The sequence below is a fragment of the Coprococcus sp. OM04-5BH genome (assembly GCF_003482105.1).
In the GTDB taxonomy this organism is placed as follows: Bacteria; Bacillota; Clostridia; order Lachnospirales; family Lachnospiraceae; genus Coprococcus.
The window spans coordinates 229,319-243,382 of record NZ_QULM01000002.1 but is presented as its reverse complement, the minus strand read 5'-3'; the positions used below and the strand labels follow the sequence as shown (position 1 = coordinate 243,382).

The 14,064-nt window shown below is 42.7% G+C and carries 10 protein-coding genes and 1 tRNA gene; all 11 read left to right on the top strand.

Going from position 1 to position 14,064, the window contains the following annotated elements; translation table 11 throughout:
* Window positions 1-24: 24 nt before the first annotated feature.
* The 11 genes from DXB54_RS06615 to DXB54_RS06565 all read left to right on the top strand — a co-directional run bounded on the left by DXB54_RS06615 (window position 25) and on the right by DXB54_RS06565 (window position 13,901).
* A complete protein-coding gene (locus tag DXB54_RS06615; RefSeq protein WP_021939034.1) occupies window positions 25-834 on the top strand; it encodes a Cof-type HAD-IIB family hydrolase in 810 nt (269 codons plus the stop codon).
* 104 nt (window positions 835-938) lie between these two features.
* Window positions 939-2,393 carry an LCP family protein gene (locus DXB54_RS06610; RefSeq protein WP_118694637.1) on the top strand — a complete coding sequence of 485 codons (1,455 nt, stop codon included), beginning with the start codon at window positions 939-941 and terminating at the stop codon, window positions 2,391-2,393.
* Window positions 2,394-2,661: 268 nt separating this feature from the next.
* Complete coding sequence (gene pyrH / locus DXB54_RS06605; RefSeq protein ID WP_334295014.1) at window positions 2,662-3,357, top strand: UMP kinase; 696 nt, start codon at window positions 2,662-2,664, stop codon at window positions 3,355-3,357.
* 33 nt (window positions 3,358-3,390) lie between these two features.
* Entirely contained in the window at window positions 3,391-3,936 is a 546-nt protein-coding gene (gene frr, locus DXB54_RS06600) for a ribosome recycling factor (RefSeq protein WP_021939037.1), read from the top strand.
* Window positions 3,937-3,947: 11 nt separating this feature from the next.
* Entirely contained in the window at window positions 3,948-4,676 is a 729-nt protein-coding gene (locus tag DXB54_RS06595; RefSeq protein ID WP_021939038.1) for an isoprenyl transferase, read from the top strand.
* A gap of 26 nt (window positions 4,677-4,702) precedes the next feature.
* On the top strand, window positions 4,703-5,509 hold the full coding sequence (locus DXB54_RS06590; protein ID WP_021939039.1) for a phosphatidate cytidylyltransferase: 807 nt from the start codon (window positions 4,703-4,705) through the stop codon (window positions 5,507-5,509).
* A gap of 94 nt (window positions 5,510-5,603) precedes the next feature.
* On the top strand, window positions 5,604-6,749 hold the full coding sequence (locus DXB54_RS06585) for a 1-deoxy-D-xylulose-5-phosphate reductoisomerase (RefSeq protein ID WP_118694635.1): 1,146 nt from the start codon (window positions 5,604-5,606) through the stop codon (window positions 6,747-6,749).
* Window positions 6,750-7,844 carry a M50 family metallopeptidase gene (locus DXB54_RS06580; protein WP_021939041.1) on the top strand — a complete coding sequence of 365 codons (1,095 nt, stop codon included), beginning with the start codon at window positions 6,750-6,752 and terminating at the stop codon, window positions 7,842-7,844.
* Window positions 7,845-7,941: 97 nt separating this feature from the next.
* A complete protein-coding gene (ispG, locus tag DXB54_RS06575) occupies window positions 7,942-9,003 on the top strand; it encodes a flavodoxin-dependent (E)-4-hydroxy-3-methylbut-2-enyl-diphosphate synthase (protein WP_118694634.1) in 1,062 nt (353 codons plus the stop codon).
* Complete coding sequence (locus DXB54_RS06570) at window positions 9,000-13,520, top strand: PolC-type DNA polymerase III (protein ID WP_118694633.1); 4,521 nt, start codon at window positions 9,000-9,002, stop codon at window positions 13,518-13,520. Before ispG ends, DXB54_RS06570 begins: the two co-directional genes overlap by 4 nt.
* A gap of 309 nt (window positions 13,521-13,829) precedes the next feature.
* Window positions 13,830-13,901: transfer RNA gene (locus DXB54_RS06565), tRNA-Glu, on the top strand.
* Window positions 13,902-14,064: the final 163 nt, after the last annotated feature.

The following is a 14,064-nucleotide window of genomic DNA, read 5'->3' as shown; positions in this document are numbered from 1 at the left end:
AACAAGAAAAGAGAAAGGTAAAATATGATGGAGAGAAAAATACTTGCACTTGATATTGACGGAACACTTACTAACAGTAATAAGGAAGTGACACCTCTTACTCTTAAGAAGATAAAGGAGATACAGGGGCTGGGACATATTGTTGCCATAGCTTCGGGGCGTCCTCTTCCGGGGATAAGGAAGATAGCGGATACCCTGGAACTTGAGAAGTATGGTGGGTATGTTCTTGCCTTTAATGGGGGAAGGATAGTCAATTACAAGACCGGTGAGGTAGTATATCAGGCACAGGTACCCCATAATGTGATCATGGATATCTATGACTATATAAAGGACAAGGACGCCAGCTATGTGACATATGAGAATGACACGGTAATAACGGGCACAGGGATAAATGAATATACAGAATTTGAGGCGAGACTTAATTTTATGCCGTTAAAAAAGGTAGACAACTTTAAAAAATATGTTGATTTTCCTGTGAATAAATGCCTTATAGGTGCTCAGGATGAGACTGCTGCGGTTATAGAAAAGGAGCTTAATGAGAAGTTCGGTGACAGGGTGACGATATTCAGATCCGAACCGTTTTTCGTTGAGATAATGCCTAAGGATGTACACAAGGCAACCTCTCTTGAGAAGCTTTTAGGTATACTTAAGATGGACAGAAAGGATCTCATAGCCTGCGGTGACGGTTATAATGATCTAACAATGATAGAATATGCCGGCGTGGGAGTTGCCATGGCCAACGCCCAGCAGGTGGTAAAGGATCATGCAGATTATATAACCAGGTCAAATGAAGAAGACGGTATCGCTGATGTAATTGACAAATTCATACTTTGACATCTGGTTTTATGAAAAAAACTAATAATTTAATTGAATTTACAATTCTTATGATGTAGAATACAGTTTGTTAATCACAGACATATACTTTTAGGAGAAAAAATATGGCAAGCGACAACAATAGAGAAAGAAGACAGGGGAGCACAGGCTCCGCTTCCAATAGAGACAGAAACAGAAATTCTTCCGGCAGGACTGGTGGACAGAGTAAGAACGGCGGTTCTCAGAATAGAAACAGCCAGAGTAGAAACGGCAGTCCGCAGAACAGAAACAGCCGGAACAGAAGTAATGGCGGTTCAGGAAAACAGGGAGCTTCAAGAAGCGGCAGTCAGCCGGCAAGACGCACTGCCCCATCAGGAAAGCCTAAGCAGAATATGGACGCAAGAAGCAGACGTTCATATAATGAGGATTACTCAGGAAAGACAGGTATAGTCGTGGAAGAACCGAAGCAGAAGAAGCACAAAAACCTTCCGTGGGTCATTGCTCTTGTGCTTGAGTTGGTACTTGTGCTTGTACTTGTGGGAGCATTTGCGTATGAGTGGGCTGATTCAAGGCTGGACAGAATTAAGAAGGTGGATCTTAACGAGACAAAGACTAATGAGGATATGAAGGAAGAGACAGTACAGAAGATGACGGGAACCCAGACCTTTGTGCTGTACGGACTGGATACCAGAGACCTTGATCTTGACAAGAGCTCGTCAAGATCAGACTGCATGATAATCTGTGTTATAAACAATGATACCAAGAAGGTTAAGCTTGTGTCAGTATACAGAGACACAATCCTTGATATGGGAGATGATACCCACGGCTTCCAGAAGGCAGCCCATGCATATGCCTATGGTGGTGTGCAGCAGTCCATAAATATGCTTAATACGAACCTGGATCTGAACATTCAGGATTTTGTAACAGTCAATTTCACAGCCCTTGAGAAGGCAATAGACGCCATGGGCGGACTTGATATAGAGGTTAAGGAAAGTGAGCTTAAGAAGCTCAATGACAGTATAAGAGAGCAGATGTACTATGATCCATCCATGAACTCTTCTCTTATAGACCAGACAGGTCTCATTCATATGGATGGTGTACAGGCTACTGCCTGGGCAAGAGTAAGAGCCACAGACCAGGGTGATATCACAAGAACCTGGAGACAGAGAACCGTTATCTCGAAGATGATCGAAAAGGCAAAGCAGTCAGATCTTGACACACTCCTTGCCACCATAGATTCAGTTGTTGATTATGTCAGCACAAGCCTTTCAAAGGATGAGATAATGAGTCTTGCCAAGAACTTTATAACAGAGGGCTATGAGCTTGATGTTACGACAGGTTTCCCATTCACATGGAACACCATGAATCATGACACTCTCGGAAGCATACTTATTCCGTGTGACCTTGAGACGAATGTTAAAATGCTTCACAAGTTCCTGTATGGAAATGATACCTATGAGGCGTCTGACACAGTTAAGAACACAAGTCAGGAAATTGTCAATATGACAGGTTTCACCAATACTCTGGATATTGATACCTTCCGTATCGAGGATGACCCGGATTCCATTGCCAATAAATAGCACGGCACAAAACATATCAGCCGACAGATATTATGGAATAGGTTCTATTGGCAGATATGTACCATGGCATAGATATCACGATGAATATAAACCGCACTGACAGAAGCAGGAATTGTTCCGTCAGTGCGGTATTTTTATTTATTTACTTATTTTCAACAGTATACAATTATGCTATAATGAGTCAGAATATGGTTATAAGAAATAAAAAATATGTAAGATAAATCCGAAGGGATGTGTCCCCAGGAAGAAAGAGGATGAAGTAATGAAGATGGATAAGGTTTTATTAAAGCTCAGTGGAGAGGCCCTTGCCGGCGACAAGAAGCATGGCTTTGATGAGAAGACCGTTGCCGATGTGTCCAGACAGGTTAAGCAGGTATTGGACAAGGGTATAAAGGTGTGTGTAGTTATCGGTGGGGGTAACTTCTGGAGAGGAAGGACCTCAGAGAATATGGACAGAGTAAAGGCTGATTCTATAGGAATGTTAGCAACAGTCATGAACTGTATATATGCAGCAGACAGCTTTAGGAACCAGGGAATAAAGACTCACATAATGACACCGTTTATATGCGGCAACATGACAGAGTTGTTTAACAAGGATAAGGCTATAGAGTATATGGACGCCGGAGAAGTTGTATTCTTCGCAGGAGGTATCGGACATCCTTACTTCTCAACAGATATGGCTACTGTCCTCATGGCTGTTGAGGTAGGCGTGGATGTTATCCTGTCAGCCAAGGCTATAGACGGTGTATATGACAGTGATCCTAAGGTTAATCCTAATGCCATAAAGTATGACTCAATGCAGATGAGCGATATCGTAGACAAGAAGCTTGGAGTTGTTGATCTGGCGTCTGCGGTACTTGCCATGGAGAACAAAATGCCTATGATGCTCTTCGGACTGAATGGGGAGGACAGTATCGTAAAGGCTGTAACCGGCGGATTTACAGGAACCTATGTGAACGTATAATATCAATAATAAATATATTTGGAGGAAGAATAAATGCTTACACAGTTTGAAGACAAAATGACAAAGACCCTGGAGAATCTTGAGAGTGAATACACATCAATAAGAGCAGGACGTGCCAATCCTAACATTCTTAATAAGATCAAGGTTGAGTATTACGGTGTGCCTACACCTATGCAGCAGCTTGCGAATATAACAGTTCCTGAGGCAAGAACACTTATGATCGCACCATGGGAGCCATCACTTGTTAAGGCTATCGAGAAAGCCATACTTAATTCTGATCTTGGAATCACTCCAAACAACGATGGTAAGAATATTATTCTTAACTTCCCTGAGCTTACAGAGGACAGAAGAAAGGAACTTGTTAAGGACATCAAGAAGAAGGGTGAGCAGGCTAAGGTCGCCATCAGAAATATCAGACGTGACGCAAATGACGGATTCAAGAAACAGCTTAAGGCAAATGAGATCTCAGAGGATGAGCAGAAGGATAATGAAGATAAGATCCAGAAGCTTACAGACAAGTATGTAGGTCTTATTGACAAGGCAGTGGAAGCAAAGTCAAATGAAATCATGACTGTATAGTAAAGGGAATTATGGAAAAAACTATAAATGGTGAAGTGCTCAATATACCTGAGCATGTAGCGGTAATAATGGATGGAAACGGCAGATGGGCGAAGAAACGTCTTATGCCAAGGACATATGGACACTCAGTCGGAGCAAAGGCTATTGAGGCAGCCTGTGAGAACTGTGATGAGATAGGCATAAAGTATCTTACAGTGTATGCTTTTTCCACAGAAAACTGGAAGCGCTCCGTGGAAGAGGTTTCTACCATAATGAATATCTTCAGAAAGTACCTGGTGGACAGTATAGAGCGTTCCAACAGGAACAACATGCGCGTCAGAATCATAGGAAAGAGAGAAGGGCTTCCTGAGGATATAGTAAAGAAGATAGAAGATCTGGAGAAAGCAACGGCAGGCAACACCGGATTACAGTTTACGGTGGCTATCAATTACGGCGGCAGGGATGAACTGGTAAGAGCGGCAAAGAATATTGCAAAGGATTACAAGGATGGTATCATCACAGAGGCTGATATAACCGAAGACCTTATGTCACGGTATCTCGACACCAGGGAGATAACAGATCCCGATCTGCTTATCAGAACCAGCGGAGAGCTCAGAACCTCGAATTTTCTTCCATGGCAGATTGCATATTCCGAATTTTATTTTACTGACTGTATGTGGCCGGACTTTGATATGAATGAGCTGGTTAAGGCGGTCAGATATTACACAGGACGTGACAGGAGATATGGTGGCGTCAAGTAAGAGATGAAGAAAAAGAGGTTTCTAATATGTTTATAACAAGAACTATCAGCGGATTTATTTTGGTGGTCATAGTAGCCCTTGCATTTTATCTGGGACCGTTGGCAACCAATATACTTATGTGCTTTGTGTCACTGGTGGGTGTCATGGAGCTGCTACGTGTATATAAGCTGAATAAGAGAGTTATAGGATGGATAAATTATATATTTACTATCGGATATTATGCTTTATTGTACTTTATGGATGACAGGTTCACATTGCCTTTGATAGTGCTTTATGTACTTATCATCATGGCGCTGTTTGTTCTCACATATCCAAAGTATACAGACAAGGAGATACTGGAGGGCTTCCTTCCTTTCTTCTATGTTGCCATGATGCTTTCGTTTGTATACAGGATAAGAGGACTTGAACATGGGGGAATACTTGTCATACTTATATTTGTAAGCTCTTGGGGCAATGACACCTGTGCATATCTGGTGGGAAGAGCCATAGGAAAGCATAAGATGTCCCCTAAGCTCAGTCCTAAGAAGAGCGTTGAGGGGCTTATAGGCGGTATAGTGGGAGCTGCGCTTCTTGGTGCATTATTCGGATTTTTATTTAACAGATATGTTGATACTCTTGCCATGGCACCTGTGATATTCGCTGTTATAGGTGGTATCGGTGCATTGCCTGCTGTTGTAGGTGATCTGGCAGCGTCAGCTATCAAGAGAAATAACGATATTAAGGATTACGGAAAGCTTATACCGGGACATGGTGGTGTGATGGACAGGTTTGACAGTATAATATTTACTGCACCTATCGTCTATTACCTGCTTATATTTATGTTCGTAAAATAAATATCATGAGTATGGTGAAACCGGGCTCCAATGTAAAGCAGTGTTTGTCACAACACTGCTTTCTTTAGTAGGTGTTCAATGAAAGGATAGAGTTATGAGGAATGTAGCAATAATCGGATCCACAGGTTCCATAGGAACCCAGACTCTTGAGATAGCAAGAGATAACAGAGATATAAATATTTGTGCTTTATCAGCAGGAAGTAACATAGATTTATTAGAGAAGCAGACAAGAGAATTCAAGCCGGAGCTTATATGCATAGGTACATATGAGCTGGCAGAGGAGCTTAAGCTAAGACTCAAGGACGTTGACGTCAGGATAACCTATGGAATGGACGGACTGATAGAGGTGGCATGTATAGAAAGCTCAGACATACTGGTTACTGCAATAGTCGGAATGATAGGTATAAAGCCTACTGTTGCCGCCATAAACGCAGGTAAGGATATAGCCCTGGCAAATAAGGAGACATTGGTTACGGCGGGACATATCATCATGTCCCTGGCAAAGGAGAAGCATGTGTCCATACTTCCCGTTGACAGTGAACACTCAGCCATATTCCAGGCTCTTCAGGGAAATACCCACGGAGATATTGCAAAGATACATCTTACAGCATCGGGAGGTCCCTTCAGAGGAAGAACCAGAGAGGAGCTTAAGCATGTTACAGTTGGCGATGCATTAAAGCACCCGAACTGGTCCATGGGAAAGAAGATAACCATTGACTCTGCTTCCATGGTGAACAAAGGCCTTGAGGTTATAGAAGCAAGATGGCTGTTTGACGTGAACCCTGATGATATCAATGTGGTAGTGCAGCCCCAGAGCATAATACACTCAATGGTGGAGTACAGGGACGGAGCAGTTATAGCACAGCTTGGAACTGCGGATATGCGTCTTCCTATACAGTATGCGCTGTTTTATCCTGAGAGAAGATATCTTAGGGGAGACAGGTTGGACTTTAGTAAACTGTCAGAGATAAAGCTTGAGAAGCCGGACATGGATACATTTCTTGGACTGAAATATGCTTACGAGGCCATAAAGACCGGAGGACTTATGCCTACAGTATTAAACGCTGCAAATGAAAAAGCAGTAGCCCTGTTCTTACAGGAGAAGATACAGTTTCTTGATATATATACACTTATAAGAGAATCCATGGATAACTGTGTGAACATGGAAAATCCACAATTAGGTGATATATTTGATATGGAACAGTGGGTTTATAATTTTATAGAAAGCAGGTGCAGGTAGTTGAATATTATTTTGATAATACTTGTCTTCGGCGTTATCATATTCTTCCATGAAATGGGACATTTTGCTGTGGCGAAGCTCAATCATATAACCGTAAGAGAGTTCTCCATGGGATTCGGACCTAAGCTTTTTTCTTTTAAGAAGAAGGAGACACAGTATACCTTAAGGCTTATTCCATTAGGCGGATACTGTATGATGCTCAGCGAGGATGAAGAGGAAAATGAAAGGGATGAGAATTCCTTCGACAAGAAATCTGTATGGGCAAGGATGGCAACCATACTGGCAGGTCCTTTTATGAACTTTGTCATTGCGTTTTTATTCTCAATGGTGATAATCCATTTCTGCGGAAGCGATCCGGCAGAGATCGGTGGAGTATACGACAGCAGCAACATACAGGAATATACCCAGGATGGTACAGATCCCTTTAATGGCACATATCCGGCGGCAGACGCAGGTATACAGGCAGGGGATACAGTACTTAAGATCAACGGAAGCACCATAAAGAATTTCAGGGAGCTTCAGATATATCTTGAGATATATAATTCCAGTGACCCCATAGAGCTTACCCTTGAAAGGGAAGACGGAACAGTCTACGATACAACGGTTTACCCGGCAGAGGTAGGAGGATCCTATAAGATAGGAATAATGAGTATCGGCAGAGTACTTCCCGAAAGCTTTGGAGAGCTCTGCAGATATTCCCTTTATGAAACAAGATACTGGGTTAAGGCAACCTTCTTAAGCCTTAAGCTTATATTTACAAGACAGGTAAGCTCAGATGAGATATCAGGACCTATAGGCGTGGCTTCCAGCATGAACCAGACCTTTAATGAGGCGGCAAAGAGCAGTACCATTGACCTTATCCTTAACTGGATGAATTATATAGTACTTCTTTCGGCGAACCTTGGTGTCATGAATCTTCTGCCTATTCCGGGGCTTGACGGAGGAAGATTCCTCTTTCTGCTCATAGAGGCAGTAACAAGAAAGAAGGTCCCTAAGGACAAGGAAAACCTTGTTACGATGATAGGATTCGTGCTTGTTATGCTTTTGATGGTGGTTATATTATTTAACGATATCAAGAACGTATTTTTCGGTTGATCGCAGTGATGAACCATAGTTGTTATTTTTTATTTGTTTGCGGTGAAAAACATAGTTGTTATGATCGATCACAGTATGGATATAAGAGGAAGATAGTATGTACAGAGATAATACAAAGGTAATAAAGATCGGTGACAGGGTAATAGGCGGAGGAAATCCCATATTGATCCAGTCCATGACGAATACAAAGACCGGTGACGTAGAAGCCACTGTGGCTCAGATACTTGAGCTTGAGAAGGCAGGCTGTGACATAATCAGATGTACTGTAAATGACGAGGCTGCCGCCAGGGCTATCCCAGAGATAAAGAAAAGGATCCACATTCCTTTTGTGGCAGATATACATTTTGATTACAGACTTGCCATCATGGCTATAATGAACGGTGCAGATAAGATAAGGATAAATCCCGGAAACATAGGAGGAAGGGAGAAGCTTACCAAGGTGGTGGAAGTGGCGAAGCAGTATAATGTGCCTATCCGTGTAGGGGTCAATTCCGGTTCCCTTGAGAAGGATCTTCTTGAGAAGTACGGTGGTGTTACCGCTGAGGCAATAGTTGAAAGTGCCCTTGACAAGGTTCATATGATAGAGGACTGCGGATATGACAATATCGTCATCAGCATAAAGTCATCTGATGTAATGATGTGTGTCAAGGCTCACGAGCTTATAGCAGATAAAACAGTATACCCTCTTCATGTGGGCATTACAGAGGCGGGAACAGTTACTCTTGGCAATATCAAGTCATCAGTAGGTCTTGGTATAATCCTTAATGAAGGAATAGGAGATACCATAAGGGTTTCCCTCACAGGAGATCCCGTAAATGAAATATTTACCGCCAAGACCATACTTAAGACCCTGGGACTAAAAAAGGGCGGCGTTGAGCTGGTGTCCTGTCCTACCTGTGGACGTACGGAGATAGACCTTATAACCCTTGCAGATAAGGTCGAGAAGCTTATACAGGATTATGACGATCTTGACATAAAGGTTGCGGTTATGGGCTGCATAGTAAACGGCCCCGGAGAAGCGAGAGAGGCAGACCTGGGTATTGCCGGAGGTAAGGGCTGTGCCGTTCTTATAAAGAAGGGCGCGATCGTTAAGAAAGTAGACGAAAAAGATATCCTTCAGGTGTTGAAGGAAGAGCTTGATGAAATGCGTGGTGAATGATATTGGATAATAAACAGGCTTTCTTTGTGGTTTTTCCGGAGTTTTCCATGTCGGAGGAACTAAATGAGCTGTTCAGAGATACATATATATTAAAAATTACGAATATTACTGCTGACAAGAAGCTTGTTATTGACCTTAACTCGTCACACCTTATAAGCAGGCAGAAGATCGATCTGGCTGCGGAAAATCTGAAGAAATATATATTCGGCACCAGGAAATACGAGGTTATCATAAGGGATCACTATACACTGTCGAAGCAGTATACTCTGGCTGCCCTTATAGAGCTTTATAAGCCAAGTCTGGTATACGAGATCAGAAAGACCAGTCACATAATATCCAGAATGATAGAAAAGTCTGAGCTGTATGCGGATGAGAATGTCCTTACATTGGCGGTGGAGGATTCCAGACTTGCCAAGATACAGGCGGAAAATCTAAAAAATTATCTGGTTGATACATTTCTTGACAGGTTCAATATGGAGATAAAGGTAGGCTTTGATTACACAGAGGTTGACAAGGAAGCCTTAAGAAGGGCAAATGAGCAGAAAATGCAGCTTGAGGTAGAGGCAATCCTTAACAACATAGGCGAGACACCGGAGGTGAAGATCGACGGCAAGGTTGTAAGTAAGGATAAAGCAGGGGACGGTGAAGACACAACCTTCAGGGCAAAGAAGACTGAGGAGCAGCCTAAGAAGCCGGAGCCTGTCCAGGCAAGGAAGAAGAACAGATCCATGGATCCGGACTGCTTCTACGGACGTGAATGTGAGGGTGAGCTGGTGGGCATAGCCTCTATTATAGAGGGCATGGGTGAGATCTGTATCCATGGCCAGCTTATAAATCTTGAAACCAAGGAGCTGAGAAACGGCAAGATCATATTTGCAGGGTATATAACTGACTTTAACGATACCATAGGCTTTAAGATATTCTCATCGGCAGATGACGCACCGATATACTCGGATGAACTTAAGGTAGGAAGCTTCTATAGAGTTAAGGGAGTACCTTTATACGATATGTATGCCAAGGAGGTAAGTATATCCTCTGTTAAGGGAATAAAGCATATTCCTGATTTCAGGGAGGTGAGAAAGGATACCTCTATTGAGAAGCGTGTGGAGCTTCATCTGCACACGGTTATGAGCGAGATGGACAGTGTTGTGGATATACAGAAGGTTGTCAAGCTGGCAAATGACTGGGGACACAGGGCTGTAGCCATAACTGACCATGGTGTTGTACAGGCGTTCCCTGTAGCCAATCACACCGGGGGCTTAAGGGATGACTTCAAGATCATATACGGTCTTGAGGGATATTTTGTTGATGACCTTAAGGATCTCATTACAGATTCAAGGAACCAGCCAATAGATTCGGAATTTGTAATATTTGATATTGAGACCACAGGCTTAAGTGTAAAGCATAATAAGATCATAGAGATAGGTGCCGTTAAGGTGAAGGATGGAGAGGTAATAGACAGATTTTCCGAGTTTATCAATCCTGAGGTACCTATTCCATACAATATAGAGCAGCTTACATCCATAAATGACAGTATGGTAATGGACGCTCCTACTGTGAATGTTATACTGCCGAAATTTATTGAGTTCTGCGGAGACGATATAGTGGTAGCCCACAATGCTTCATTTGATACGGGCTTTATAAAAAAGAATGCCAAGGATATGGGATTAAGCTTCACCAACACCATAATGGATACCATGACCCTGAGCCATATACTTATACCGGAGCTTGGAAAATACACTCTGGACAGATTGTGTAAGCATTTCAATGTCAAGAACAATCACCATCACAGAGCCATAGATGATGCAGAGGCAACATCACTTATATTCTTTAAGTTGATGGATATGGTTAAGGAGCATGATGTACAGACCCTTGATCAGTTAAATGAGATTGCGGCGGTTTCGCCGGATACCATAAAGAAGGGAAGAACTTACCACGGTATCATACTTGCCAAGAATGAGATTGGAAGGATAAACCTGTACAGACTCGTATCAGAGTCCCATATCAATTATTTTGCAAGAAGACCAAGAATCCCTATGAGTATGATCAATAAATATCGTGAGGGACTTATCCTGGGTTCTGCCTGTGTAGACGGAGAACTGTATCAGGCAATATTAAATGATGCCAGTGATGAGGAGATTGCCAGGATAGTGAAGTTCTTCGATTACCTTGAGATACAGCCATTGGGAAATAATGAGTTCCTTACCAGAAAGAAGGAAAATCCATGTACCTGGGAGGATCTTAAGGACCATAACAGAAAGATCGTCAAGCTTGGTGAGATATACGGCAAGCCGGTGGTGGCAACCTGTGATGTACATTTCCTCAATCCTGAGGACAGCATATACAGAGCCATAATCATGTCAAGCAAGGGCTTTGATGATGCAAGACAGCAGCCACCCCTTTATTTCAGGACCACTGAGGAAATGCTGGCTGAGTTCGAATATCTGGGAAGCGATAAGGCGAAGGAGGTTGTTATAACCAATACTAACATGATCGCCGATATGATAGAGAAGATAGAGCCGGTAAGACCTGATAAGGCACCGCCTATAATCGACAAGTCCGATGAGACCCTAACGGAGATATGCTATACGAAGGCTCATCAGATATATGGTCCGGATCTTCCGCCGGTGGTAGAGGAGAGACTCCAGAGAGAGCTTAACTCCATCATATCAAACGGATTTGCGGTTATGTACATAATAGCCCAGAAGCTGGTGTGGGATTCCAATGACCACGGATATCTGGTAGGCTCAAGAGGTTCCGTAGGATCATCATTTGTAGCTACAATGTCAGGTATCACAGAGGTTAATCCATTGTCAGCCCACTATATATGTCCGAAGTGCCACTACGTTGATTTTGATTCGGATCTGGTTAAATCCTATGTGGGATTTTCAGGCTGTGATATGCCGGATATGGATTGCCCTAATTGTCATATTCCGCTTGTGAAAGAGGGACATGACATACCGTTTGAGACCTTCTTAGGTTTCAAGGGAGACAAGGAGCCGGATATTGACCTTAATTTCTCCGGTGAGTATCAGTCCTGTGCCCATCATTATACAGAGGTGCTGTTCGGAAAGGGGAAGGCGTTCAGAGCGGGAACCATAGGTTCTGTTGCGGAGAAGACCGCCTACGGATATGTATACAATTACTTTAAGGATGAGATAAAGGACAAGTTAAGGGCGGAAGCCATGAGCAGCGGCATGAGCCCTAAGGAGACAGAGAAGTATGTGGAAGAGCATGCGGTTGTCACCAAGAGAAACTGCGAGATAGAAAGACTTGCAAAGGGCTGTACCGGGGTCAAGAGAACAACGGGACAGCACCCGGGAGGTATGATAGTTCTTCCGAGACATGAGGAGATATATACATTTACCCCTATACAGAAGCCTGCAAATGACATGACTACGGATATAATCACATCCCATTTCGAATATCATTCTATAGACCACAATCTATTAAAGCTTGATATTCTCGGACATGATGATCCTACCATGATAAGACGTCTTGAGGATCTCACGGGACTTGACGCCAAGAAGATCAAACTTGATGATGCAGCTGTAATGAGCCTGTTCCACGGAACAGAGGCACTGGGGATCACTCCGGAGGATATAAACGGTATTCCGTTAGGAAGTCTTGGTATACCTGAGTTTGGTACAGAATTCGCAATGCAGATGCTTATTGACGCCAATCCGCAGAATTTCTCGGATCTGGTGCGTATATCAGGTCTTTCGCACGGTACTGATGTATGGCTTGGTAATGCCCAGGTACTGATCCAGGAGGGCAAATGTGTGCTTTCATCTGCCATATGTTGTCGAGATGATATCATGATATATCTTATAAGCATGGGACTGGACAAAGGAAAGGCATTCACAATCATGGAGAGTGTTCGAAAGGGTAAAGGTCTTAAACAGGAATGGATAGATGATATGCTTGCCCATAACGTGCCTGACTGGTATATATGGTCCTGTAAGAAGATAAAGTATATGTTCCCTAAGGCACATGCGGTTGCTTACGTTATGATGGCATGGCGTATAGCCTGGTTTAAGGTAAATAAGCCTAAGGAATATTATACTGCATTCTTCAGTATCAGAGCGTCAGCCTTCTCCTACGAGATGATGTGCTTTGGTAAGGAAAGAGTTCTCTTCCATATAAATGAGATATCAAAGATAGACAAGAATAAGCGTTCAGCCAAGGATGATGATAAACTTAGAGACTTAAAGATAGTCCTTGAGATGTACGCAAGAGGTATAGAATTTGCTCCTATTGATATATATAAGGCGGAGGATGACAGATTTATCATAACCGATGACGGTAAGATCATGGCTTCCCTGGCATCCATAGAAGGTCTTGGTGGCAAGGCTGCCAAGCAGATAAGAGACGCTGCAAGACAGGGAGAGTTTATATCAAAGGAAGATCTTATGAGTAAGGCGAAGATAGGAAAGAGTGCCGTGGAGAAGATGACGGAGCTGGGAATCCTTGCAGATATGCCGGATACCAACCAGCTTACATTTGATTTTATCTGAGATTGTATCAGAATCAGATGCGATATAGTTTGATATGGGCTGGTCCTGCAGGGATGGTTTTGTGCTGAAGGCTTGATATAAGTATGTTAAGTGTGCTTTGGTGCGGTTGAAAAAAATTTTTTACTGCGCCGGGGTACACCTGTACATATAAAAGTAACCGAAATATAGCAGAAGGTATGTTTCTTGGAGAGCAGAAAGATCAGGAAAAAACAGCTCCCAAAAACATAAAATAAAAAAATTACGAAAAAATAAAAAAAGTGCTTGCATTTTGTTTTGACATGTGGTAAATTAAACAAGTCGCGAGGACATGGTTCGTTGGTCAAGCGGTTAAGACGTCGCCCTCTCACGGCGAAAACAGGGGTTCGATTCCCCTACGAACTGCTAAAAGGTCGGATAATATTATCCGACCTTTTTCTTATGTAATAAGGAAAGTGCCATATGCAAACATGTCGCATTTGGCGACTACTAATCAGCGGATAAAACTTGCAAAGCATGTTTTATTTCTGCTTGATGAGTTTAATTTGGTTGGATAGTAAGAAGGATA